Here is a 22,561-nt window from a genome sequence, read left to right on the forward strand (position 1 = left end):
ACTCTATCAATTTTCTATCAGATTTATCGCGTGAACGATTGAGATTCGTCACCTTTTATTCTTTCATGCAGCGCAGCATTAATCCCAGCTGCTATTACATGTGCCATATCTTCCATAAATTCATCAACTTCTTTTGGCGTAACCATGAGGTTATGGCCAATCGGGGATAATACCTCTTCTATCAATTGCCTTTTTTCATGAGATTCAAGGCCTCCTACCATTCCAAGGATAGCTTGTCGCTGATCTATATCAGGCAAATCTTCCTCTCGCAGGGTTTTATCTCCAAATGTCATCCGAGCAGGAGTGAGCGCTTTTGATGGAGCATCTTTCTCACGCCATTCCCTCCCCATATGCTTTAACAGATAATCAATAGTGTCATTTGTAATCGTAACCGCATCTACAACGGTGGGAACCCCTACTGCTATCACCGGGATGTTCAACGTCGATTTACTCAGCTCTTTTCTTTTGTTCCCTACACCGGAGCCTGGATGTATGCCTGTATCTGATAATTGGATGGTAGCATTAATACGATCAATCGACCTTGATGCCAGTGCATCAATAGCAATGACAAAGTCGGGTTTTGTCTTTTCCAGTACCCCCAGGATAATGTCGCTTGTTTCTACTCCGGTTACCCCCATTACTCCAGGAGTGATAGCTGACACTGGACGATAGCCTTCAGCCACCGTTTCCGGGTGCAGCTTAAATAAATGTGTTGTTACCATCACCTTTTCCATAGCCATTGGCCCGAGAGCATCTGGAGTTACATTATGATTTCCCAGTCCGACAACCATACATGTTTGTCCCTCTTTAATATCATTTAAACGGAACAACTCACCAAGCTGCTCGGCAAGGACCACAGCAAGACGTTTTTGCATATCAGTATCTTGATTTCTTATCGCTTTGGACTCAAGCGTAATGTAATTTCCTGCCTTTTTCCCCAGACGCTCTTCCGCAGCTTCATCAATGGTGACATATGTAACCTTGATGTCATCAACGGTTTTCTCTTCCACTTCTACCCCTTGAGGAGATTGGTTTTTTTGGTCCTCCTCGACATACATATCTCTGGCTTCAATGGCCAGGTCTGTACGAACGTTATATTGCCTGTTTTCAGCACTCATTCTCACGCCTCCTTTTTGTAACTAGCTTGAGACAGGGAGAAGATTTTTATACGTTTTCTTTCATGGCTTAGATAAACCTATTGAAAACTAGAGGTGGCTTTGGTAAAATGACTCTTGTTCGATATGAATGAAACTGATGTTTTTACCTGGGAGGTGAAATCATGCCAAATATTAAATCCGCAGTGAAACGTGTTCGTACAACTGACGACCGCCGCGTTCAAAACCTTGTTTATAAAGGTGATATGCGTACCGCTGTCAAGCGTGTGGAAAAGTTAGTAGCAAACAATGACGCAGAAGGTGCTAAGAGCGCTTTACAAACTGCAGCGAAAAAAATTGATAAAGCCGTTCAAAAAGGGATCGTCCACCAAAATAACGGCAACCGTCAAAAATCTCGCCTTGCTAAAAAAGTAAACAGCCTATAAGGCCTGCTTTTTTTATGACCAACAAGCGACTCTTGCCAGGGTCGTTTTTCATTTGCAATGAATTCCAACATAAAAAAGCTTCATGCCAGTGAACCCAGTTCGCAGCATGAAGCTTTTTTATAAGGTCTAAAGTACAAAGTTTTCATTTATAAGCAGGCAAAAACAGCTTTTACCCTGTTTGACTCTCCAATCGTTTAATGTGAACCAATTGGTATAATAGTAATTCAAAAGCCAAACTCTTTTCTACTTTCCCTTGTTTTATGTGCTGGTCCGTTTCTGTCAACTTATCCATGATTTGTTCTAATTCATGAAAAGTGAAATATTGTTCTCGTTTCATGGCCATTTTAATCACATAAGGGTGTGCTTTTATGTATTGCTTCATTTGATTCTGTGCATACCCTTTCTGCTTAAGTATTTTTGCCTGCATGATAATTCGAAATTGTGATGCGAGTAAAGCTGTCAAGGCAATAGGATCTTCATTCATCCTCGTTAAATCTTTATAAATATGGATAGCTTTTGAAAGATTGCGCTCCATCACTGCATCAACCAGTTTAAGACCTGAAGCCTCAGCACTATGAGATAAAAGCGATTCAGCCATTTCCCTTGTTACAGCGCCTCCTTCTCCGGCATTTAGTGCTAATTTTTCCATCTCGCTTCGAAGTACCATGAGATTCGTTCCAACCTCTTGAATAATTAGTTCATGCAATTCAGTCGGTACTTGGATGTTTAGCTCACCGGCAATAGAAGTTATCCATTCTTCCAGGTTCCACTCTTTGACAGGCATACAGGGCACTGTCTCCCCTTGTTTCTTAAATAACTTGAATATTTTTTTCCGTTCATCTAACTTTTCATATGGGGCTGTGATTACCAGTATGGAATAATCAGCCGGATTAGTGAGATAAGACTGTAAAGCTTCCACATTATGTTCAAAAGGCAGCTTTTCAGGTTTAGCTTTCATGAATACAGGGTTGTCGGCGATGATAATTTTCCGTTCACCAAAAAATGGATATGTCTCTGCATCCGTAACAACGTCTTCAATTGGGGTCTCCTCCAGGTCATAATAAGAGACATTGACTTCCTGATCTTCACCAGATAAGGCATATTTTAATATCTTTTGTTTAATATCCTGAATCAGGTAGGATTCCGTTCCATATAATAAATATACTGAAGAAAATTGTTTTTTGTTTATTTTTTTCATTATTTGCATATAGTCCATACTTACACCCCAGTTTATACATGATAAAGTAACAGGCACCTCGTCCATTTCCTATCCACAAAAAGGAACTCAATGTTCTTATTTTATGCTGGTTAGGAAGCCTTGTCAAAAATCATTTGGGCCGAGATGCCTGAGGTATCTATATGAACGCCGCCCGATCCAGCCCCGGGTGAAAGGTCGGGCGACGATATTGTCCTTTGGTTTTAGATTGACCAAAAGGACGTAAAGTATAGATGACAACTCTTGCTAACCAAGGTAATCAAAAAAACGGATAGTTTTTTTTGATATAATTAATAATGAATCTGGATTTTTAATCAAGTATCGCTTATACTAAAACACAGGTATAGGAGGGGTAAAAGTGAACGAATTTAAAAAAGATATTCAATCAAAAAATAATGATGTCGTCGATTCCGGACTAGGGTTCATTTTCTCGTTCTTGTTCTTCTTCATTATATTCTTTACCGGTGTCGTCGTGAATGTAATCGGATCGTAAATTCCATTACCATCAAAGGCTGCTTAGTTAGCAGCCTTTTTTATGACCTCTATCTTTAATGGTCTACATTAAAGATATAAAAATTCCCTTTTGCTTCCTCAAATACAAATTGTACCGCTCCATGTACATCCGTCCTTAACGCGGTCATACCTAATGCCTCCAACCTTTCCAATATTTCTTTATGAGGATGACCATAACGATTGTTTTTCCCCGCTGATATCAGTGCTACTTTTCCTTTCAAGGCAGTAAGGAAAGGCTCCGAACTAGACGTATTACTTCCGTGATGCGAAGCCTTTAGTACATCAGCCCTTAAGTCCGGAAAAACCTTCATTAAATCCCTTTCCACTTTGTCAGAAATATCTCCCGTAAACAGCCAACTCCATCCTCCAAATGTCGTGAATAATACCAAAGAATTATCATTGGCATCATTATAATTTTTTTCAGGGTTCAACACCTTAAAAACCTGTCCACTTAATGAAATAACCTCATTTCTTTTTAAACGTAAGACCGGAATATTGTGCTCCAATACTTGAGTTTGTAAAGCATCTGGAAACTGAAAATAAGGGCTGACTAAAAGTTTATCTATTTGAAGGTCATCGAATAAAAAAGGAACACTTCCGATATGATCAGAATCTTCATGGCTTAAAAAAACTGCATCCACTTTGCTGATCCCTTTTGAGTGGAGAAAAGGTATTATTATATTGTCAGCTACCCTTTCCTGATTTGCTGAAAAGTGAGAAGCACCTGCTGCGTCAATGATGAAAACACCTTTACGGTAAGGAAGCTCAATGACAATACTATCCCCTTGCCCAATATCCAGCATACTTACGGTTCCTTCTTTACTAAGATAAGGCTTTATTGAAAACAGCATCAATATAACCACAGCCAGGACAGCTGATAAGAAAGCTCTCCTTTTCTTTCCCGTCTCCAGGCTTGCTAACATAAGAATCAGAAAAATATAATATACCACGCTATATAAAGGAGTAATCTTTCCGATAACCCAGGGGTAATATAAATGTATATCCATATAGCGAAGCCCTTCCAGCGAGAAATGATGTAAATATAGGAAAAGCTCCGAGATACTGACAGCAATAGCTGGGAATATGATGGTAAGGATGCTCAAAAGCAACATCATCGGAATGACAATAATAGTAAAATAAGGGACAAATATCAGGTTGGCAAATACGGATAAAGGATTAAACTGAAAGAAATGAACGAGTTGAAGAGGGAGAAGGATCAATTGACTTAATAAGCTTATATGCATTAATAACACCAATTTGGAAGGTGTGCTTTTAAACCACTTAAAAGAAAATAACAATGAAAAGGTGACCAGGAAGGAAAATTGAAAGCCTAGCTGATTTAAGAAAGAGGGGTTTATAAGAAAAAAGCATAATAATAGAATGCTTAAAATATCTGTACCAGTAATCTTAGCTGAAAATTTAATCACAAGCATTCCAAGCATTGCCATAGCAACAGCCCTAAGTACAGAAGGCGCCCCACCAGCAAAAAAAGCATAGAGAGGGAGTAAAGTAAAAAGCAGCCAGTAACTTTTTTCTGTAGTAATAATTCCAGACCGGGTTAATACATAAAGAATGAATCCGATGATCAGACCGACATGAAGTCCTGAAATTGCCAGTAGATGAGAGAGGTTCCACCTTTGAAACAGTTGAATAGTTGATTTCTCAAGATCACCTGTCTCCCCAAATATCAATGCCTTCAGCCAGGGAGATATCTCCGGAGAAAGCTTGGTTTCATACTCGTTCAGCAGCTTATTCCGCTGTGCATCCAAAAGTGCTAACCATGAGTGCCCTGAACAATCTATTTCAGTTTCCTCAGTAATAATTATTTGTGAAATAATTCCTTGCTGGAGTAAATAAGTACGGTAATCAAATTCTCCAGGATTTGTAGCGGCGGGCGGAAAAGAGGTTGGAGCATTTATTTGGCATACCGCTCCATATTTCCAGTTTTCGGTGTAGGAAGGAGGCGTGGAAGAAGAGGTATGTTCTTTAAAAGCAGTTAGTAATATTTTGTGGCTCGTGTCTTGTACTTTCATGATAACTTCAGTTTTATTGTCTGTCACTTTGGGTGCGCTGACTAATTTTCCGTTTAGAGTGGTGTCAGCTATTGGAGGGGGATTTGTATAATCATTTGAGGTAAACAAGCCGCCGCTTACAAATGCTGCAATCATAAGGACGATTAGCCGCTTTCTTGGAAAAATGTACAACAGCCACCCTAACAAAAGGACCAAATAGATGATAGAGGTATCTCTCTGATGAGAAAAAGTCAATCCTCCCAGCAGAAAGGCACCTGCAAAAAGGTGCCAATGCCCCCGCATTATACTTCTTTTTTATCCGCCAACGGATCAAGCGGCCACTCTTTCAGTTCTACTTTCTCTGTTCTTACACCCGCGTCCTGGAACAACTCGATTGCATAAGGGTGGTTTCTATAATCAGCATGGTAATATACTGCTTTAATACCAGCCTGGATAATCGCTTTACAACAATGAAGGCAAGGAAAATGGGTGACGTATATTTCAGCGCCTTCTGTAGCGACCCCAAATTTGGCACACTGCAATAAAGCGTTCATTTCAGCGTGTATGGTACGAACACAATGGCCATCTATAACATAACAGCCTTCATCGACACAATGTACCCCACCTGATACGCTGCCATTATAACCGCCAGCTATCATTCGTTTGTCTCTGACAATTGTTGCTCCTACCGCTAACCTCTCACACGTGCTTCTCATTTTCAACAAGTGACTTTGAGCCATGAAATATTGATCCCAGGAAATGCGTTCCATTATGTAAAGGTCCCCTTTTATTGTTATTATGCGCTGCTAAGTGAGCTCCTGTTATGGCGTTCCATTTCCTTCACCTACAGAGCAATGGTTTAAAATAATTTTACATTTCTGTGTTTTCCCCGTCAACGTACTACGGAATTTGAATGGAGTCTTTAATATTTTCTAATGTCTTTTCACCTATCCCACTCACTTCCAATAGATCCTCTACTGTCTGAAAAAGTCCATTATCCTCTCTATGCTGGACGATTGCCTTCGCTTTCGACTCACCTATCCCATTTAAGGTTTGAATTTCTGTTATATCTGCATAATTAATTCGAATTTTACTATTTTCAGCAAACTGCGCTCCTTCGGAATCATCACTTACCATGCCATTGACGATAATCATCATTTCGTCACTGACGCTCTGAGCTAAATTAACAGAAGCAGGGTCAGCTTCTGGTGTCATCCCTCCCGCCGCCGTTACTGCATCATGTACACGACTGCCTTCTTCCAATTCATATATGCCTGGTTTTGCAACTTCTCCTTTGATATCCACCATGAGTTTCCCTTCATTGCCAGTCTTCTCAACCGTCATAGCTGCTTTAGTCTCATCAATGTCTATTAAGCCTTCTGTTTTATTTTCACCTCCTTGACTATTTCCAAGCATAAACCATAAAACAACCACTGCGACTAAGACGACCCAGGCATATTTCTTAATCCAATACATATAATCAAACACATCCTTTCCTATAATCCGGGCAAAGTTCATATAGATAAAACATAAGCTAACTCAAAGGAGGTATTACATGATTTGGGGAGTGATAGGGACTGGAAATATGGGGAGTATTGTTATCGAATCCCTTATTGAAAGCGGCTCGATAGATGCAGAGGAAATGATAGTAACGAACCGCACATTGACCAAAGCTTATGAACTTAAACAAAGGCATCCTGGTCTGGTCATAATAAAAGAATTGGCAGAATTAGTCGACCAGGCAGATATTATCCTGCTTTGTGTTAAACCACATGACATGAAAGCACTATTTAAGGATATAAATGGGTATGTCAGGAAAGAGCAATGCGTTGTATCCATTACGAGTCCGGTCGGAATTGAAGAATTAGAAAAATCTCTGCCATGCCAGGTAGCAAGAATTGTACCTTCCATTACCAATCGTGCTTTTTCAGGGGCGACTTTGTTCAGTTTCAGTGAATCTGTGAGACCAGAATTAAAAGCGCTATTGAAGCAAACGTTTAAATTCATATCCAGACCTATAGAAATCGAGGAAGACTATATCCGAGTCTGTTCAGATATAGTTTCGTGTGGGCCAGCTTTTATAAGTTTTCTAATGGAACGATGGATCAAAGCAGCGGAAGAGGTAGCGGATCTTCCAGAAGAAACGGCAACGGAACTGACTACAGAGATGTTAATTGGATATGGGAAGTTACTGGAAGAAAATCACTATACGTTGAATACTTTGAGAGAAAAAGTAAGTGTAAAAGGCGGGGTTACAGGAGAAGGGTTAATCATGCTGGAGCAGCATATTGGAGAGTTATTCGAGAAGATGTTTCACGCCACGCAAAAAAAACATAAGGAAGATAAAAAAAGGTTAAGGGAGCCATGATTCTTTCTATATTTTACATGAACTTTAATAAAAAGAATACAATTAAGTAGAAAAACTTGGCTTGTCATTTCCAAGTATTCAAAAATCACAGGAGGCATGGATATGCTCCTGTGATTTATTTTCGTGTGCAAATAAAAAATATACGATCCCCATCGGTATCATGAAGTACTGGCTTCCGCTCCAAATCAGCAGCAATACCTTTAATTTCAAAGCCTGTACGATGCAATTCTTCTTTTAACACTTCGATCGTGTAGCCACGCTGCGTATGATATTCATCGAAGCGGGAATATTCTCCACGAGAATTTTGCACGAAAAATGTCAGGTCGTGATTAAAGGTATCTGGCTCTTCCCCAGGTTCACAAAACCAGATATAAGTGATGTCATCATATACTTCAGCAAATGTCTGGCCTCCCATATTTTCTTTTAGATGATAAAGGGAGTGTACATCAAAAAGAAAAGTGCCACCAGGCTTAAGTACAGAATGAGTTTGCTGAAAAACTGTTCGCAGCTCTTCCAAAGAGGTTATATAATTAAGGACATCAAAAAAACTGATGACCGTATCAAAGTTTTCTAATCCTTCTAGCTGACGTATATCCTGTTTCAGCCATTGAATATCGGCTGATGAATGTGCTTTGTCATGGGCTATTGCCAACATATCCTCTGAAAAGTCTACACCAGTAATCTGGCATCCTTTATCAGCAAGCCGAATTGCAATCTCCCCTGTACCACAGCCCATATCCAATATCTTGTGTCCAGAGGAGTAATCTAAAGTAAATGACACCCATTCTTCATAGGGAACATCTTTCATCAGCGCGTCGTACACCGCTGCCATTTCCCCATAAGTCATACGATCAGACACTTTCGATCGCAACGGTTGGAGCATCTCCCCATAGCCGCTCTAAATTATAATAGTTCCGCTCATCTTTATGAAAGATATGACAAATTACTCCATTTAAGTCAACAAGAATCCAGCGGGCTTGCTCGAAACCTTCCATACGCGTCACCGACAAGCCGCTTTCTTCAGCCTTCTCTTTTACTTCCCTGGCTATAGCCTGTACTTGACGTTCATTGGAACCTTCACAAATCAGGAAATAATCTGCAATTAACGATACTTCGGACATATCCAAAACTACGATGTCCTCCGCTCTTTTATCATCGCAAGCCCTGGCAGCAAGTTTCATCATTTCTTTACTATCCATATCCAAGCCTCCATTTTATTTTTGTTTAATTAATTGTAATAAATCATTGTAGTTATGCAGAGTATCCGGATAAACCTTTTGACCTTTGGACATTAAGAAAAAAATCGTATTTTGTGCTGCCTGCAGGCAAGCTTTATCCAAATCTTCTTCCGCTGTCTTCCTTACCTCTTCTACACCAGGAAACTTACGGCCTGGCTCGATGTAATCTGCTAAGAAAATCACTTTCTCCAGCGTGTTCATGTTCGCTTTACCAGTGGTATGGCATGCAATTGCAGAAGCAACCTCTCCATCCTCAAGCCCAGCTTCCTTATGAAGCAGCACTGCCCCCACGGGGCCATGCCATAACTCATGATGATAGTCCAGGAGGTCCTTAGGTAGTCTTGATTCCGTATTAATCCATCGCCGCATTTCGTCCTTGTCCCTATATTTTGCGTAGTCATGCAAAATAGCGGCAAGTTCTGTTTTCTTTTGGTCTGCTCCATATGAAGCAGCAAGCTCCAATGCTGTATCGGTTACGCGCAAGGTATGTTCATAGCGCTCTTGTTTTAAGCTTGCTCTGACAAGTTCAATTGCCCTATCACGGTCAAGCTTCATATAGTTGATGCTCCTTTATATAATCAATTACCCCATCCGCGGTTAAATACCGGATTTCCCGTCCCTGCCCCAACCGCTTTCTGATCATCGTGGATGATACTTCTATTATTGGCATCTCCACTTCTTCTACAGGGTAAGGACTGTTCAATTGATAACCGCTTCGTTTCACTCCAACGAATTGCGTCATTTCCATCAGTTTTTTGATTTCATGCCATTTTGGCAGATACTCAACCATATCTCCCCCGATGATAAAGTAAAATTCAATATCAGGATTCAGCTGCTTCAGTTGTTTAATCGTATCATAGGTATAGGATTTACCCTCTCTCTGCAATTCTATATCACTCACGGAAAAATGAGGGTTGCCAGCTATAGCGGCCTTTACCATTTCCAAACGGTTTTGATTATCTACTGTGGCACCTGACTTATGCGGTGGTTGATTGGAAGGCAAAAACCATACTTCATCTAAATCAAGCTGATGATATACTTCTTCCGCTATGATAAGGTGACCGATATGCGGTGGATCAAAGGTACCACCCAGGATTCCAACACGTTTCATAGCCATCTCCCCTTATCAAGGAAGAACAATTTCTTTGTTTTCCTCTGATTCTTTATACAATACGATGGTATTACCGATAATTTGGACTAATTGAGCTCCGGTTCCTTCCACAAGCTCTTCTGCCACTTCATTTTTATCCTCCATGCAGTTTTGGAGAACGCTTACTTTTATTAGTTCTCTTTTTTCAAGGGCATCATCGATTTGAGCAATCATATTTTCATTTACTCCGGTTTTCCCTACTTGAAAAATAGGATTCAGATGATGTGCTTGTGAGCGTAAATATCGTTTTTGTTTTCCTGTAAGCATTGATTATGCTCCTTTCAATTGTTCTTCCAGCTCCTTCAGAAGCCGGCTTTCTTCCACTGAGATTCCTGTCCAGATTTCAAAAGCATATACCGCCTGATAGAGAAGCATTTCATGGCCCTGATGTATCCTTGCACCTTTAGCTTGTGCTTCTTTTAAAAATGAAGTCATAAGAGGCTGGTATACGATATCACTGACTATTGTACCTTCACTTATATTTCTCAAAGAAATAATCTGCTGATCTACATTTGGTTTCATACCAACCGTAGTAGTCTGGATAATTAAATCATAGTCAGCGATTCTACTTTCCGCTTCCTGGAGTGTAAGGATACGCACGTTCTCCCTCTCAGCTCCAGCCTCCATCATCTCTTTAGCACGTTCGGAGGTGCGGTTTGCTATATCAATATGGCCAGTCGTCTCATTCTTAAGCGTATGATAAATCCCCTTGGCAGCCCCACCTGCACCAATGATCAGCGCTTTGATATTCTTATCAGAAAGCTCAGGGTATTTGGCTCGTAAAGAATGAAGAAAACCTTTTCCATCGGTATTATAACCTATCCATTTACCATCGAGGTTTTTAACCGTATTTACTGCCCCGAGCAATCTTGCTTGTTCGTCAATGTCATCTAATGCCGTCATAATTTTTTGTTTAAAAGGCACGGTGACATTGAAGCCGTCCAGTCCTTCTTTTCTCAAATAGCTTATCTGCTCGTTAAAACTTCCTGGTTCCATTTCATACAACTCATATGACCCGGCTATGTTTGCCTGATTCAGTAAACGAGTATGGATCCATGGTGATAAGGAATGCTTGATTGGATTCCCTATTAAACCTAACTTCATCCTCTAACGCCCCCTGTCTATATTAATGATTCTCTTAAAGAAACCTTTACTCCTTCTGGAGCATGGACGGTCACCGAGACTGACCCCTCTGGAACAGTAATCCAGCCAAGTCCAGAAACGACGATGTCTGTTTTATTTTCGCTAATACGAAAAGATGTCGTCTTCATTTCTGGCAATTGCTTCATAGTAATCTTATCTGGAGGAGATAACAACTCTCCTAAATGATTTCTATACAGATCCTCCGCTTTTTCTAATTTGGTCCGGTGAATCGGCAAATCATTAGAGACATAACATATGAACGAGCTTCTATCTCCTTCTTCAAAATCAAGTCGGACTAAGCCACCGAGAAATAAGGTCTGCTTTGTATTAAGCTGGAAAACCATCGGCTTTATCTCTTTTTTTGGCGTGATTAACTTCAAATCCCTGTCAGAGACACAATGTGCAATCTGGTGCCGGTGGATCACACCAGGTGTATCAAATAGGGAAGAAGTTTCATCCAGCGGAATATCGATAAACCCAAGGGTTGTGCCAGGGAAGTAAGAAGTGGTAATTGCATCTTTCACCCCGTTGGTACGATTGATCAGCCGATTGATAAAGGTAGATTTACCAACATTAGTCGTACCAACAATATAGACATCTCTATCCTTTCTCATTTTCTCAATAGCTGCTGATAAATCTTCTATACCGTGACCTTTGGCAGCAGAGATCAAAAATACATCTTCCACTTTCATCCCCAAGTCCTTAGCAGACTTTCGCAGCCAATCTTTTACTTTATTGGGATTGACTGACTTCGGAAGAACATCCATTTTATTTCCAGCCAATATTATAGGATTATTTCCGGTCAATCGCGCAAGACCAGGAATAAAGCTTCCATTAAAATCAAAGATATCAATTAAATTAACGATCAGGCTGTCTGTCTCAGAAATCTGATTTAGCATTTCAAGAAAATCATCATCCTGATAAGGTACATCCTGAACTTCATTATAATTTTTCAGCCTGAAACATCGTTTACAAATTATATCTTCACGTTCTAATGCCGAGCTGGGAGCAAAACCAGGTGCATCAGGATTTTCTGTTTGGATTGTTACGCCACACCCCTGGCAAACTATAGATGTCATCACTTTATTATTCCTCCCATGTAATTTTGCCTTTTCTTCTCATCCACTTCAGGATTCTTCGTTCAATTTTCCGATTGAAACGTGTGAAAAAACCGTCTGTTTCTACGATTGGAACCACTAATATGGTATGGAAACCTGCAAAATTACCCCCAAGTACATCTGTAAGCAGCTGGTCTCCCACGACCACTATTTCACCTTTCTTCAATTCCATTTGCTTTTGGGCCTTTTTAAAAGCATAGGATAAAGGCTTTCTTGCACTATAAATGAAACTGGTATCCAATGGTTGAGAAAATACTCGCACGCGTTCCTGCTTATTATTAGAAGTTATCGTAACCTTGATTCCATGTTCATTCATTACCTTAAACCACTGGACTATTTCCGGTGTAGCTTCTTTAACGTCCCAAGCCACAAGAGTATTATCCAAGTCCGTGATGATCCCTTTTATCCCTTTAGCCTTCAGTTCTTCTGGTCTGATATCAAATACATTGTCAACATGTTCATTTGGTAAAAATTTATTGAGCAATTCTTGTCACCTCATTTACTATTTACCCGTGCCATTTTACTCCTTAACCATCATATACAAATTCATCGCATGTTTCAAAGTAAATCGTATTATCACAAAAATCGTTCGACAAATTACGCTATATTTTCACTTGTGGATAAGTTTGTACACATTTTCCACATAACTTTGACAACAAATCCCACAGAAAATACCAATTTATGCACAAGTTATCTACACCAGCATGTAGATAACTGCTCTGTTGTATGGGGGTAATTTTCATGGTAAAGTTGGGATACACAATTGATAAATGAACGGTTTGGAGAAAGAAAACACCTGATTGGAGGTGAACGTCACAGTATCTGTGGCGGTTTATGGAACATTTAACAGACAAATTGTTAATCGAATCCTATCAAAAAGCCTTGGAATTAAATTTAAGCAAAGAATTCATTCAACTGATTGAAGAAGAATTACATAAAAGATCCATACAACCTTCCATAAAAAAAACAAGTTAATACAGTTAACGACTAACGCACTTTTCCATATAAAGTGCGTTTTTATTTTTTTACATATACGCCGTGTTTCTTCTTATTTAATAACATTTTAGGACACACTAACAAAAGAATAAGATTTAGTTACATTTAGTTGAATAATCTAGTGTTTTTTGATTACAATTGAGTGACTATGTTTGTTATGAACAGTCTGCAGGAGACTTTCTTTATATTATTCAGAGGAGGAACAGCTTGATGTTGTTTGCAGTATTACTACCATTTCTAGCATCCATCTTCATCCCATTCTTAGCTAAATGGAAAGATAGGATACATACAGGGATTTTTGTTACGCTAGTCCCTCTAGTTATATTCATCTACTTCATACAATTCCTTGGTACAGGGTTCCAGCCGGAAACTAGAAGTTATTCCTGGATTCCGTCCTTAGATATGAATATGAATTTCTATTTAGATGGCTTAAGTTTATTATTCGTCTTATTGATCAGCGGAATAGGTACCCTGGTCGCTTTTTATTCCATTTATTACTTGCATAAGTCCGAACAACTGGGCAATTTTTATGTATATTTCCTTATTTTTATGGGTTCTATGCTTGGCGTGGTGCTTTCTGACAACGTATTTGTTTTATACAGTTTCTGGGAGTTCACTTCCCTTTCTTCTTTCTTGTTGATTGGTTATTGGAATCACCGGAGAGGATCACGATATGGAGCATTAAAGTCTATGCTTATCACCGTCTTCGGTGGTTTAAGTATGTTAGGTGCTCTTGTTTTCATGTCTGTCATTACTAATACAGCGAGCATCCAGCAAATGATCACAGAAAAAAGTATTATCTTGAACCATGAATTCTTTCCTCTTATCATGGGTTTGTTATTGTTAGGGGCGTTTACTAAATCTGCCCAATTCCCTTTCCATATCTGGCTGCCTGACGCGATGGAAGCACCGACACCTGTCAGTGCCTATCTCCATTCTGCTACCATGGTTAAAGCAGGTATCTATTTGGTTGCTCGTAATATTCCGATTTTTGCTGACTCCGAATGGTTCTTCGTCATTGTAAGCGGGTTTGGAATCATCACATTAATGTGGGCTTCCTACATGGCAGTCCGTCAGACAGACCTTAAAGGGATTCTTGCTTTCTCGACGATCAGTCAGTTGGGTATGATTATGGCGATGCTGGGATTTGGCACAAAGGTCGCTATTTTCGCAGCAGTATTTCATATTTTGAATCATGCTACATTTAAGGGAAGCTTGTTTATGGTTGCTGGGATTGTCGATCATGAGACAGGGTCCCGTGACATTCGAAAGCTTGGCGGATTAATGACGTTCATGCCTATCACCGCGACGCTTGCAATATTAGCGACGTTTTCCATGGCTGGTTTCCCGCTTCCATTCTTAAATGGTTTTTATAGTAAAGAGATGTTTTTCGATGCTACCTTGGATTTAGAATCTACAAGTAATGCCTTGGCAGGCTTCATGCAACAAGCACTGCCATACCTTGCAGTTTTTGGAAGCATCTTTACATTTGTCTATTCCATGTACTTTTTCTTCGGCACATTTCGAGGAAAAGCCCAAATTTCTGAGTTACCGAAAAAACCACATGAAGCACCAATAGGCATGCTTATATCCCCTGCCGTATTAGTAGCCGGGGTAATCATCATTGGTCTTTTCCCTGAACTAATTAATAAGCCGTTTATCAGTCATGCAGCCGCTTCAATATATGGAGGAGAAATTGATAAACACATCTACTTCTGGCATGGAATCAACCTGCCTTTGATCATGTCAATTGCAGTCCTTGCTTTTGGGACAATTCTAGTGCTGACTCGTACGAAGTGGGAAGCTATTTACCGGTTTATCCCTGGTCCTTTAAGTATGAATAAAGTATATGATGGTTCTGTTAAACGGGCGGAAACTTACTCAGAACGTATAACTAAAACATATATGAATGGTTCGTTAGGACGGTATTTCCGTCTCATATTGGGCGCAATTTTGATTATTACCTTTGGTTTTATGGCTGCTACTACTGGATTTGAATTCAATATGGCGTATAGTGCCGAAATCACACTTGCAGAAATACTCGTTGCCATCATGATGGCTGTTGCAGCAGTGGGTACTATTTTAGCTAAAAACCGAGTTGCAGCGATTATCATTTTAGGTGTCGTCGGGTATGGACTGGCCATCCTGTTCGTCATCTATCGCGCCCCGGATTTGGCATTAACCCAGCTGATTGTAGAAACAGTCACTGTCGCCTTATTCCTGATGGTGTTCAACCATCTTCCTCAGCTAAAAATGAGAAAACAAGCTTGGAGCACTAAGGCATTGAATCTTATTATTTCTATTGGATTTGGTGCATTAATGACCCTTGTAGCTATTTCCGCCCATAGCAGTAAATGGTTTGATTCAATTTCCAGTTACTTTGTGGAAAATTCATACAAGCTGGGCGGCGGAGATAATATCGTCAATGTCATACTGGTCGATATGCGTGGGCTCGATACTTTATTCGAAATAGCTGTTCTTGGCATTGCGGCACTCGGCATCTATGGCATGGTTAAATTACGAAGCAATAAGGAGGAGGATGCATAATGGAGATCATCATGGCCATCCTGGCAGGTCTACTATTTACAACAGGCGTATACAACCTCCTTCAAAAACAATTATTGCGAATTGCAATCGGGACAGCGCTAATATCTCATGGCGCTCACTTGTTCATTTTGGCAATGGGAGGATTAAAAGGAGGCGCTCCTCCAATTCTGGTGGAAGGAATCGAACAATATACTGATCCTTTGCCACAGGCGTTAATCCTGACATCCATCGTGATCAGCTTCGGGGTAACCAGTTTTCTTGTGGTTTTAGCCTATCGGGCCTCTGAAGTGAACGGAACGGATAATATTGAAGAATTAAGGGGCAACGATTATGAGTAACTTAGCGATACTACCAATCCTCATACCATTATTAGCGGGAATGTGGTTAGCATTCATAGCAAAAAAACTACCCTTAGCCAGAGGCTCAGCGAAATTGCTTAGTATTCTCAACCTGGCTGTCGCCATCTACATTTTTTTCCATGTACAGCAAAATGGCACACTTATCTTAGAAATGGGTGCTTGGAAAGCACCATTTGGAATTATAATTGTGGGTGACCTGTTGGCTGTAACATTGGTGTTAACTACCAATCTGGTTGCAATCGCTGCTGCATTTTTCGCACCGAAATCATTATCCGACAAGCAAGAAGGCTTCTATTTCTATGCTTTCTTCTTTTGGCTTATTTCCGGAGTCAGTGGTGCTTTTCTTACCGGAGATCTATTCAACCTCTTCGTATTTTTTGAAGTATTATTGATGGCGTCTTATGCATTAATTGTGTTGGGAGGAGGCAAGGCACAGCTTAGAGAGTCCATCAAATACCTTTTACTGAACTTATTTTCTTCCATGCTGTTTGTAACAGCAATTGCCTTTATTTATGCGGTGGTAGGAACAGTTAACATGGCACAAATTGCTGAACGAGTACAAGAAGTTGAGCAGCAGGGGATCCTGACGACTATTGCTGTTCTGTTGTTTTTTGTATTCGCAACAAAAGCAGCTGTCTTTCCATTATATTACTGGCTGCCTAACTCCTACTCTGTTCCGAATCCAGTAGTCTCCGCTTTGTTTGGAGCATTACTGACTAAAGTAGGGATCTACTCTATTTTAAGAGTATTTACATTGATTTTCACTCACGAGCCAGGTTTGACTCATAACTTGTTCCTCTGGCTTGCAGGTTTGACAATGATTTTTGGAGTAATCGGCGCTTTATCTACCCATAATGTGAAACTGATTGTAGCTTATAATATCATTCCTGCCGTTGGCTTTATGTTGATGGGAATTGGTATTTTCACAGAAACAGCAATAAGCGGCACCGTTTATTACCTGGTCCATGATATGATTATCAAAGGAGCACTCTTCCTCTTAGTAGGAGCACTTGCTCATTTGGCAGGTACTTCAGATTTGAGAAAAATGGGTGGGATGATTCATCATTATCCGTTTCTCGGCTGGATGTTTTTCCTTGCTTCCCTCGTGCTGGCCGGTATACCTCCGTTCAGCGGATTTATCGGGAAATTATTGCTGCTTCAAGGTGGCCTTGCTGAAGAAGAGGTCATCATAGTCATCGTCACCTTAGTGACCAGCCTGCTCATCCTCTTTTCCATGATACGCATATTCATCGGAGCATTCTGGGGAGAGAAAAACGAAGAGATAACAGTTAACAAACGTGCGGCTGATGGGTATGTATGGCCGATTGCCGGATTACTGGCATTGTCCGTTACACTTGGTGTAGGAGCAGAATGGTTCTACCCTGCAATTCAATCTATTGCTGAGTACCTGATGGCGCCAGAACTCTATATTGATTCTGTGCTGAAGGAGTAGTGATCATGAACTTTCAAATTGTCATTAACATTGTCATAGCGTTAATGTGGATGTTCTTAAGCGAAAGCTATACATTCACCACTTTTCTCGTAGGTTATATAATTGGGATAATTCTACTTTATGTATTACGACGGTTTATACCGGATGCATTTTATTTAAACCGTGTGTTGAAAGTAATCAAGCTGCTATTGCTGTTTAATAAGGAGCTAATCCTCTCTAACATTGATATTGTAAAACTGGTTTATAAGCCTAAACTAGACGTACAACCAGGTATTTTTGCATTGCCTACTGAATTAAAAAGCAATTGGGAAATTACCATGTTAGCGAACTTGATTTCTCTGACTCCTGGAACTCTCTCCATCGCAGTCAGTGAAGACTATTCCAAAATCTACATTCACGCAATGGATATCCCGGACGTAGTTAAGTCGATCAATGATATTAAAGAATCATTCGAAAAAGCAATCATGGAGGTGACCAGATGATGGAGCAGTTATATAACGTTACGCAATCGATGATTTCTGCGATTGCGATGCTGTGCATCATCATCATTTCCATTTCTGTTATTATGTTGATGTATCGTGCTATCGTAGGACCGACCAATCCCGACCGGGCAGTTGCGCTCGACAGCATCGGAATAAACTTGATGGCCTTAGCGGGGCTTATGGCTATACTACTGGTTACTACTCAATTGAATGACGTCGTATTACTGATCGGTATATTGTTGTTCATTGGAACCATCGCTATCGCCAAATTCTTAGAAAAGGGTGTTATCATTGAGCGGGACATTGATTAGTATAATAATCGATTTATTCATCATCCTATCCCTTTTGATTGGCACCTTCTTCATCTTCTCAAGCTCGGTAGGTATCTTAAGGTTTCCGGATGTCTATACGCGGCTGCATGCCGTCACCAAAGGGGCTACCCTTGGTGTTGCTGGTATCATGATTGGTGCATTTCTATTTTTGTTCATCGAACATGGGATTATAAGCGGAAAATTAATATTAGGCACTATTTTTGTGTTTATGACCGCCCCTGTCTCCGGGCATATGATTTCCAGAGCTGGTTATCATAACGGTGTTAAACTTTGGGACAAAAGTGTAAGAGATGATTATGCTGATGTAGTAAAAGAAAAGCGCAAATCAATAGACAACTGATTGGAAAGAAGCCCTGTCATACGAGGTATGGCAGGGCTTTTATTATTTTCATTGTTATTTCTTTATCGGGACAGACACAATTCCTCCATTTGTTACATAAGGTAACTTATAGGTTAAAGCCCAATACTGGAGGAGGTCTGTTAGCATGTCCAGCATCCTGGGGTCCCTTATCTATTTGTTCAAGGAAACTTTCCTATTCGTTTCCTATGTTAAAAACCAGGCATTTCCCAATCCACTTTCTCCAGAAGAAGAAGCTAAACAACTAAAACGATTACAAGAAGGCGATCCTGCAGCGAGAGATTTATTGATCGAGCATAATTTAAGACTTGTGGCCCATATTGTAAAGAAGTTTGAGAACACCAAGGAAGATACGGAGGACTTGATTTCCATTGGTACCATCGGGCTTATCAAGGGAATCGAAAGCTATTCTCCCAATAAAGGCACCAAATTAGCTACTTATGCCGCTCGTTGTATAGAAAATGAGATACTCATGCATTTAAGAGCATTGAAAAAGACAAAGAAAGACGTTTCCCTCCATGATCCAATCGGGCAGGATAAAGAAGGAAATGAAATAAGCCTCATTGATATACTCAAAGCCGAACACGTAGATGTGGTAGAGCAAATTCAATTAGGAATGGAATTAGAAAAGATAAAAGACTTTATCACTGTTCTGGATGAACGGGAGAAGGAAGTACTAATTGCACGTTATGGTTTAAATGCCGAAGAAGAAAAAACCCAGCGGGAAATCGCCAAAGAACTAGGTATTTCCAGAAGTTACGTTTCTCGTATCGAGAAAAGAGCTTTAATGAAAATTTTTCATGAATTTTATAAGCATGAACGATCAAAAATGGGTACATCCACTATAACGAATGATTAAAAACAGGCATAAGATAGGGTAAGAACCTAATTCAGGAGGCGATTGGCCTATGTATAGCGCTTATGGTCCTTACCCGCCTTATCCGTATGGGGCTTATAATCCTGGAGGCCAATGGTTTTCAGTGGTAATTGTTCTCTTACTATTACTACTGATCATTGGCGGCGGTTATTGGCTCTATTTCCACCATTATAGATAAAGGGTGTTGGAAAAGAATAAGGCTTTCGCCAGGGCTTCTGGCGGAAGCCTTATTCTTTTCTTCTACTTTAAATCATTAACAAACTTATATGTTCTAAAGGTACAAAAAAAGCAGGTGAACAGTACGTATCGTTCACCTGCTTTTATTCTCCTTCCGATATTCGCTGCTGGAAATCGGATAACTTAAGTGTAAAGTAAAAGGCAGCCGTGAGACCAATTAGTGTTAGGGTCATCATCAACTCTTCTAATTGATTCTGGTAAACATGCATACTGATAATGGTCCCTACGAAAAAATAGCTGCTTAATATAATCAACGTTATGACAAAGCGTTTATAATCTTCTATTTTTGTTTCTAATTGTTTCATAGTTTTCACCGATGACCACCTCCGATGAATTTCATTGTAACATGGATGCTGGCCCGGCTTTGGTGGTAATTATTGTTAGAGCTCGTTCATTCTGGTATATCTTCTAACATATTCATAATGATATTAGCGGCATTCTCAGCAGCGGTGTCTAAAAACTTATCAAATGAAATGTTGGATTCTTTCCCGGCAATATCGGATAATGCCCGAATCACCACAAAAGGTGTGCCGTATTTATAACATATTTGAGCGATAGCAGCGGCTTCCATTTCAGCAGCGATCATTTCAGGAAATTTACCTCTTACAAAATCTACACGATCAGCTTCTTGCATAAATGCATCACCTGTAGCAATAATTCCCTTGGCACACGATACTTTTAATTTTTGGATTGCATTTTCTGCCTTCTCTATCAAATCTTCATTTGCAGGATACATGGCAGGCATACCTGGTACTTGTCCATATTCATATTTAAATGCCGTTACATCGACGTCATGATGTGTGACTAAAGACGAGATAACAATATCTCCTACTTCCAGCTGTTTGGCAAAACCTCCTGCAGAACCGGTGTTGATCACATGAGAAGGCTGGTACCGCTCTTGAAGTATAGTAGTGGCCATGGCGGCGTTTACTTTACCTATACCTGATTTCAGCACAATTACATGACGGCCTCGTAATTTTCCTTTAATCAAGTGGACACCTGCCACGTTTTCTTCACTTAATTCCTCTATGTTGCTTTTTAATAATTCTACTTCTTCATCCATTGCTCCGATAATACCAATCGTCATTACTACTCCCCCTGCTGTCTTTCTGTTCTAAACTTTCCCAAACATTTATTTTTTATCGTTTTCATGAAGGATTTCTACTTTGGTAGGCTTATATCCTTCGCCATCTATCCAGGATACATACACGCGATAATTATCCGTCTGATCTTTATTGGTAACTGTTCCAATCGCCTCATCCGGTCCGTTTCCATCCACCCACCAAACAATCATATCGTCTTGTGACAGTCCTGCTCCTTTAGCAATTGCAGCGGTCATCTCATTCCAATCCTGTGATCCTTCATTAAAGGTAACTCGTGTATGGTTATCCTGTTTAGTAGGTACAGGTGACCAGTTTTTTGTAATCACTTTTTCCACATTAGGTTTATCACTGTTTTCCACTGTTTCTTCAGCAGATTCATTACTTTCTTCTTTTTCTTCTTCCTTTTTATCTTTTTTGTTTTCTTTTTGCTCTTCTTCTTCACTTACCTTTTCTTTTTCATTCGAATTCTCTTCTTCATTGTTACTGTCGTCTGAACTCTCCTTGTTGTCCTGATCGTCTTCAGACTCCGCTTCGGAATCATTATTCTCTTGCTCTGTACTCTCGTTTTCTTCGTTTTCTTTTTTATATTGTTCCTTTAAAGTTATTGACTTCTCTCCCTCTTCCTCGGCAGTTTGATCTCCATTGTTCAGGTTTATCATAAAGAAAGCAATCAATAGTACCACCATGACAGCGGCTATACTAGCCAGCCAAACGATTGCTCGACTTCCTTTATTCTTTTTTTGGCGACGTGAACTTCGTGTATATTTATTATTATTTACCATAAATAATAGACCTCCTTCTATCCTTGTTATATTATACAAGATTCCGTAAGATGAACCAATAAATACGATACTATTAGAAAAACCAGGCTTGTCGCCAAGTAGTTATGGAGAAGACCATAGTCTTTTCTTATACTTTAACCCATTAATAAAGTTAAACTTTCTTAAAGTATAAAAAAATGGCTGTTTTTGTCGATTTAGGACTAGTTTTGGAAGAGAAGAAGGAAGTTGTCCATAAATATCTAATAAACATAACTAATAGAAATTTGGAGACGAGGTGATGCAATGAACTACACCAACTTTGATCCGAAAACATGGGGAAACGAAAGCTTTGTAAAAATAGGGTATGATAACCAGGCTAAACAATTGTGTATCGTCTTTCTTGACGAAAAAGCGGTGTATTTTAAAGGTGTGGAAGAGAAAATCGTCTTTCAATTCATTATTTCGACGGAAAAAGAGTCATTTCTGCAGGAATTCCTATGGCCGAAATACAGGCATGAGTGGGTTCCGTCTTCACTATTGGTTCAGACGCCATAATCTTTCTTAAAACTTTGCATGCTTATGCTACTGTTCTGTTCATAAGACAAATCGATGACATTTTTGTCATGATACCCCTTTGTGATCCTTCACTTAAATCGTCCTTCCCAGTATTAGAGATAACGTCTTCATATTACCAGGCAACTAACTCATCGTAATACTTTTCAAAATTTGGATAAAGTTTTCATTTTCCTAATAAGTTT

General features: G+C 39.8%; 29 protein-coding genes. 13 read left to right on the plus strand and 16 right to left on the minus strand.

The features are described 5' to 3' along the window. Nucleotides 1–23 precede the first annotated feature (23 nt). Nucleotides 24–1,118, minus strand: coding sequence for a GPR endopeptidase (gene gpr / locus FHS45_RS13940; RefSeq protein ID WP_062446856.1), 1,095 nt, complete (start codon nucleotides 1,116–1,118; stop codon nucleotides 24–26). Nucleotides 1,119–1,279: 161 nt separating this feature from the next. Between gpr and rpsT the strand changes: the two genes are divergently transcribed. After that, the gene (rpsT, locus tag FHS45_RS13945) at nucleotides 1,280–1,540 is read left to right on the plus strand and encodes a 30S ribosomal protein S20 (RefSeq protein ID WP_062446858.1); all 261 of its coding nucleotides are present in this window, start codon (nucleotides 1,280–1,282) and stop codon (nucleotides 1,538–1,540) included. A gap of 169 nt (nucleotides 1,541–1,709) precedes the next feature. On the opposite strand, the gene holA is transcribed toward rpsT, so the two are convergent. Beyond that, nucleotides 1,710–2,738, minus strand: a complete 1,029-nt coding sequence (gene holA / locus FHS45_RS13950; protein WP_229717890.1) for a DNA polymerase III subunit delta — start codon at nucleotides 2,736–2,738, stop codon at nucleotides 1,710–1,712. Nucleotides 2,739–3,114: 376 nt separating this feature from the next. On the opposite strand from holA, the gene FHS45_RS13955 reads away from it, so the two are divergent. Next, a complete protein-coding gene (locus FHS45_RS13955; protein WP_082412088.1) occupies nucleotides 3,115–3,249 on the plus strand; it encodes a YqzM family protein in 135 nt (44 codons plus the stop codon). 55 nt (nucleotides 3,250–3,304) lie between these two features. On the opposite strand, the gene FHS45_RS13960 is transcribed toward FHS45_RS13955, so the two are convergent. The 3 genes from FHS45_RS13960 to FHS45_RS13970 form a co-directional block, all read right to left on the minus strand. Further along, entirely contained in the window at nucleotides 3,305–5,584 is a 2,280-nt protein-coding gene (locus FHS45_RS13960) for a DNA internalization-related competence protein ComEC/Rec2 (protein WP_062446864.1), read from the minus strand. Continuing rightward, nucleotides 5,584–6,051 (minus strand): ComE operon protein 2, encoded by a 468-nt coding sequence (locus FHS45_RS13965; RefSeq protein WP_062446866.1) that lies wholly within the window; start codon nucleotides 6,049–6,051, stop codon nucleotides 5,584–5,586. Before FHS45_RS13965 ends, FHS45_RS13960 begins: the two co-directional genes overlap by 1 nt. A gap of 130 nt (nucleotides 6,052–6,181) precedes the next feature. After that, nucleotides 6,182–6,757, minus strand: coding sequence for a ComEA family DNA-binding protein (locus FHS45_RS13970; RefSeq protein WP_062446868.1), 576 nt, complete (start codon nucleotides 6,755–6,757; stop codon nucleotides 6,182–6,184). A 79-nt stretch (nucleotides 6,758–6,836) separates the two neighbouring features. Here FHS45_RS13970 and comER point away from each other — a divergent pair, with 79 nt between their 5' ends. After that, nucleotides 6,837–7,649 carry a late competence protein ComER gene (gene comER, locus FHS45_RS13975; RefSeq protein WP_062446871.1) on the plus strand — a complete coding sequence of 271 codons (813 nt, stop codon included), beginning with the start codon at nucleotides 6,837–6,839 and terminating at the stop codon, nucleotides 7,647–7,649. 115 nt (nucleotides 7,650–7,764) lie between these two features. Here the strand turns inward: comER and FHS45_RS13980 are convergent, their stop codons facing one another. Genes FHS45_RS13980 through FHS45_RS14015 form a run of 8 tightly spaced genes read right to left on the minus strand, consistent with a single transcriptional unit; the run spans nucleotide 7,765 to nucleotide 12,782 of the window. Beyond that, nucleotides 7,765–8,532 carry a class I SAM-dependent DNA methyltransferase gene (locus FHS45_RS13980; RefSeq protein WP_243847149.1) on the minus strand — a complete coding sequence of 256 codons (768 nt, stop codon included), beginning with the start codon at nucleotides 8,530–8,532 and terminating at the stop codon, nucleotides 7,765–7,767. Then, entirely contained in the window at nucleotides 8,501–8,848 is a 348-nt protein-coding gene (gene rsfS / locus FHS45_RS13985) for a ribosome silencing factor (protein WP_062446876.1), read from the minus strand. The genes FHS45_RS13980 and rsfS overlap by 32 nt, the downstream gene beginning before the upstream one ends. Before the next feature lie 15 nt (nucleotides 8,849–8,863). Then, nucleotides 8,864–9,442, minus strand: a complete 579-nt coding sequence (gene yqeK / locus FHS45_RS13990) for a bis(5'-nucleosyl)-tetraphosphatase (symmetrical) YqeK (RefSeq protein ID WP_062446878.1) — start codon at nucleotides 9,440–9,442, stop codon at nucleotides 8,864–8,866. Further along, entirely contained in the window at nucleotides 9,432–9,998 is a 567-nt protein-coding gene (locus FHS45_RS13995; protein WP_062446880.1) for a nicotinate-nucleotide adenylyltransferase, read from the minus strand. Before FHS45_RS13995 ends, yqeK begins: the two co-directional genes overlap by 11 nt. A gap of 15 nt (nucleotides 9,999–10,013) precedes the next feature. Further along, entirely contained in the window at nucleotides 10,014–10,304 is a 291-nt protein-coding gene (gene yhbY, locus FHS45_RS14000; protein WP_062446882.1) for a ribosome assembly RNA-binding protein YhbY, read from the minus strand. Nucleotides 10,305–10,307: 3 nt separating this feature from the next. Next, the gene (aroE, locus tag FHS45_RS14005; RefSeq protein WP_062446884.1) at nucleotides 10,308–11,141 is read right to left on the minus strand and encodes a shikimate dehydrogenase; all 834 of its coding nucleotides are present in this window, start codon (nucleotides 11,139–11,141) and stop codon (nucleotides 10,308–10,310) included. Between the two features lie 17 nt (nucleotides 11,142–11,158). After that, nucleotides 11,159–12,259, minus strand: a complete 1,101-nt coding sequence (gene yqeH, locus FHS45_RS14010; RefSeq protein ID WP_062448020.1) for a ribosome biogenesis GTPase YqeH — start codon at nucleotides 12,257–12,259, stop codon at nucleotides 11,159–11,161. 7 nt (nucleotides 12,260–12,266) lie between these two features. Continuing rightward, on the minus strand, nucleotides 12,267–12,782 hold the full coding sequence (locus FHS45_RS14015) for a YqeG family HAD IIIA-type phosphatase (RefSeq protein ID WP_062446886.1): 516 nt from the start codon (nucleotides 12,780–12,782) through the stop codon (nucleotides 12,267–12,269). A 350-nt stretch (nucleotides 12,783–13,132) separates the two neighbouring features. Here FHS45_RS14015 and sda point away from each other — a divergent pair, with 350 nt between their 5' ends. The 9 genes from sda to FHS45_RS14060 all read left to right on the plus strand — a co-directional run bounded on the left by sda (nucleotide 13,133) and on the right by FHS45_RS14060 (nucleotide 19,880). Further along, nucleotides 13,133–13,273, plus strand: a complete 141-nt coding sequence (gene sda / locus FHS45_RS14020; RefSeq protein WP_062446888.1) for a sporulation histidine kinase inhibitor Sda — start codon at nucleotides 13,133–13,135, stop codon at nucleotides 13,271–13,273. Between the two features lie 231 nt (nucleotides 13,274–13,504). Next, nucleotides 13,505–15,841: a Na+/H+ antiporter subunit A gene (locus tag FHS45_RS14025; RefSeq protein ID WP_062446890.1), complete on the plus strand. Its 2,337-nt coding sequence runs from the start codon at nucleotides 13,505–13,507 to the stop codon at nucleotides 15,839–15,841. Next, nucleotides 15,841–16,179, plus strand: coding sequence for a Na(+)/H(+) antiporter subunit C (locus FHS45_RS14030; RefSeq protein ID WP_062446893.1), 339 nt, complete (start codon nucleotides 15,841–15,843; stop codon nucleotides 16,177–16,179). The genes FHS45_RS14025 and FHS45_RS14030 overlap by 1 nt, the downstream gene beginning before the upstream one ends. Then, the gene (locus tag FHS45_RS14035; RefSeq protein ID WP_062446895.1) at nucleotides 16,172–17,653 is read left to right on the plus strand and encodes a Na+/H+ antiporter subunit D; all 1,482 of its coding nucleotides are present in this window, start codon (nucleotides 16,172–16,174) and stop codon (nucleotides 17,651–17,653) included. Before FHS45_RS14030 ends, FHS45_RS14035 begins: the two co-directional genes overlap by 8 nt. Nucleotides 17,654–17,658: 5 nt before the next feature. Further along, a complete protein-coding gene (locus FHS45_RS14040; RefSeq protein ID WP_062446897.1) occupies nucleotides 17,659–18,135 on the plus strand; it encodes a Na+/H+ antiporter subunit E in 477 nt (158 codons plus the stop codon). Between the two features lie 29 nt (nucleotides 18,136–18,164). Continuing rightward, complete coding sequence (locus tag FHS45_RS14045; RefSeq protein ID WP_371872045.1) at nucleotides 18,165–18,446, plus strand: Na(+)/H(+) antiporter subunit F1; 282 nt, start codon at nucleotides 18,165–18,167, stop codon at nucleotides 18,444–18,446. Then, the gene (mnhG, locus tag FHS45_RS14050; RefSeq protein ID WP_229717895.1) at nucleotides 18,442–18,807 is read left to right on the plus strand and encodes a monovalent cation/H(+) antiporter subunit G; all 366 of its coding nucleotides are present in this window, start codon (nucleotides 18,442–18,444) and stop codon (nucleotides 18,805–18,807) included. The genes FHS45_RS14045 and mnhG overlap by 5 nt, the downstream gene beginning before the upstream one ends. A 145-nt stretch (nucleotides 18,808–18,952) precedes the next feature. Beyond that, nucleotides 18,953–19,684, plus strand: a complete 732-nt coding sequence (gene sigK / locus FHS45_RS14055) for an RNA polymerase sporulation sigma factor SigK (protein ID WP_062446902.1) — start codon at nucleotides 18,953–18,955, stop codon at nucleotides 19,682–19,684. Between the two features lie 49 nt (nucleotides 19,685–19,733). Further along, the gene (locus FHS45_RS14060; RefSeq protein WP_166761421.1) at nucleotides 19,734–19,880 is read left to right on the plus strand and encodes a hypothetical protein; all 147 of its coding nucleotides are present in this window, start codon (nucleotides 19,734–19,736) and stop codon (nucleotides 19,878–19,880) included. A gap of 142 nt (nucleotides 19,881–20,022) precedes the next feature. Here the strand turns inward: FHS45_RS14060 and FHS45_RS14065 are convergent, their stop codons facing one another. The 3 genes from FHS45_RS14065 to FHS45_RS14075 all read right to left on the minus strand — a co-directional run bounded on the left by FHS45_RS14065 (nucleotide 20,023) and on the right by FHS45_RS14075 (nucleotide 21,824). Further along, nucleotides 20,023–20,244, minus strand: a complete 222-nt coding sequence (locus FHS45_RS14065) for a YrhC family protein (RefSeq protein ID WP_229717892.1) — start codon at nucleotides 20,242–20,244, stop codon at nucleotides 20,023–20,025. A gap of 86 nt (nucleotides 20,245–20,330) precedes the next feature. Then, entirely contained in the window at nucleotides 20,331–21,026 is a 696-nt protein-coding gene (gene mtnN, locus FHS45_RS14070) for a 5'-methylthioadenosine/S-adenosylhomocysteine nucleosidase (RefSeq protein ID WP_062446907.1), read from the minus strand. 45 nt (nucleotides 21,027–21,071) lie between these two features. After that, entirely contained in the window at nucleotides 21,072–21,824 is a 753-nt protein-coding gene (locus FHS45_RS14075; RefSeq protein WP_062446910.1) for a YrrS family protein, read from the minus strand. 282 nt (nucleotides 21,825–22,106) lie between these two features. Here FHS45_RS14075 and FHS45_RS14080 point away from each other — a divergent pair, with 282 nt between their 5' ends. Further along, the gene (locus tag FHS45_RS14080; protein WP_062446912.1) at nucleotides 22,107–22,358 is read left to right on the plus strand and encodes a KTSC domain-containing protein; all 252 of its coding nucleotides are present in this window, start codon (nucleotides 22,107–22,109) and stop codon (nucleotides 22,356–22,358) included. Nucleotides 22,359–22,561: the final 203 nt, after the last annotated feature.

The organism is Thalassobacillus devorans (assembly GCF_011761345.1).
Classification (GTDB): domain Bacteria; phylum Bacillota; class Bacilli; order Bacillales; family Halobacillaceae; genus Thalassobacillus; species Thalassobacillus devorans.

Excerpts from the sequence above, each read along its gene's own strand:
- FHS45_RS14060 (WP_166761421.1), top strand. The coding sequence starts at position 19,734 with ATGTATAGCGCTTATGGTCCTTACCCGCCTTATCCGTATGGGGCTTAT.
- FHS45_RS14030 (WP_062446893.1), top strand. The coding sequence starts at position 15,841 with ATGGAGATCATCATGGCCATCCTGGCAGGTCTACTATTTACAACAGGC.
- yhbY (WP_062446882.1), bottom strand. The coding sequence starts at position 10,304 with ATGCTTACAGGAAAACAAAAACGATATTTACGCTCACAAGCACATCAT.
- FHS45_RS13970 (WP_062446868.1), bottom strand. The coding sequence starts at position 6,757 with ATGTATTGGATTAAGAAATATGCCTGGGTCGTCTTAGTCGCAGTGGTT.
- FHS45_RS13965 (WP_062446866.1), bottom strand. The coding sequence starts at position 6,051 with ATGGAACGCATTTCCTGGGATCAATATTTCATGGCTCAAAGTCACTTG.
- FHS45_RS13995 (WP_062446880.1), bottom strand. The coding sequence starts at position 9,998 with ATGAAACGTGTTGGAATCCTGGGTGGTACCTTTGATCCACCGCATATC.
- FHS45_RS13960 (WP_062446864.1), bottom strand. The coding sequence starts at position 5,584 with ATGCGGGGGCATTGGCACCTTTTTGCAGGTGCCTTTCTGCTGGGAGGA.
- aroE (WP_062446884.1), bottom strand. The coding sequence starts at position 11,141 with ATGAAGTTAGGTTTAATAGGGAATCCAATCAAGCATTCCTTATCACCA.
- FHS45_RS14080 (WP_062446912.1), top strand. The coding sequence starts at position 22,107 with ATGAACTACACCAACTTTGATCCGAAAACATGGGGAAACGAAAGCTTT.
- gpr (WP_062446856.1), bottom strand. The coding sequence starts at position 1,118 with ATGAGTGCTGAAAACAGGCAATATAACGTTCGTACAGACCTGGCCATT.
- FHS45_RS14075 (WP_062446910.1), bottom strand. The coding sequence starts at position 21,824 with ATGGTAAATAATAATAAATATACACGAAGTTCACGTCGCCAAAAAAAG.
- FHS45_RS14025 (WP_062446890.1), top strand. The coding sequence starts at position 13,505 with ATGTTGTTTGCAGTATTACTACCATTTCTAGCATCCATCTTCATCCCA.
- comER (WP_062446871.1), top strand. The coding sequence starts at position 6,837 with ATGATTTGGGGAGTGATAGGGACTGGAAATATGGGGAGTATTGTTATC.
- mtnN (WP_062446907.1), bottom strand. The coding sequence starts at position 21,026 with ATGACGATTGGTATTATCGGAGCAATGGATGAAGAAGTAGAATTATTA.
- yqeK (WP_062446878.1), bottom strand. The coding sequence starts at position 9,442 with ATGAAGCTTGACCGTGATAGGGCAATTGAACTTGTCAGAGCAAGCTTA.
- sigK (WP_062446902.1), top strand. The coding sequence starts at position 18,953 with ATGTCCAGCATCCTGGGGTCCCTTATCTATTTGTTCAAGGAAACTTTC.
- sda (WP_062446888.1), top strand. The coding sequence starts at position 13,133 with ATGGAACATTTAACAGACAAATTGTTAATCGAATCCTATCAAAAAGCC.
- holA (WP_229717890.1), bottom strand. The coding sequence starts at position 2,738 with ATGAAAAAAATAAACAAAAAACAATTTTCTTCAGTATATTTATTATAT.
- FHS45_RS14065 (WP_229717892.1), bottom strand. The coding sequence starts at position 20,244 with ATGAAACAATTAGAAACAAAAATAGAAGATTATAAACGCTTTGTCATA.
- FHS45_RS14035 (WP_062446895.1), top strand. The coding sequence starts at position 16,172 with ATGAGTAACTTAGCGATACTACCAATCCTCATACCATTATTAGCGGGA.
- rsfS (WP_062446876.1), bottom strand. The coding sequence starts at position 8,848 with ATGGATAGTAAAGAAATGATGAAACTTGCTGCCAGGGCTTGCGATGAT.
- FHS45_RS14040 (WP_062446897.1), top strand. The coding sequence starts at position 17,659 with ATGAACTTTCAAATTGTCATTAACATTGTCATAGCGTTAATGTGGATG.
- FHS45_RS13980 (WP_243847149.1), bottom strand. The coding sequence starts at position 8,532 with ATGCTCCAACCGTTGCGATCGAAAGTGTCTGATCGTATGACTTATGGG.
- FHS45_RS14045 (WP_371872045.1), top strand. The coding sequence starts at position 18,165 with ATGATTTCTGCGATTGCGATGCTGTGCATCATCATCATTTCCATTTCT.
- yqeH (WP_062448020.1), bottom strand. The coding sequence starts at position 12,259 with ATGACATCTATAGTTTGCCAGGGGTGTGGCGTAACAATCCAAACAGAA.
- rpsT (WP_062446858.1), top strand. The coding sequence starts at position 1,280 with ATGCCAAATATTAAATCCGCAGTGAAACGTGTTCGTACAACTGACGAC.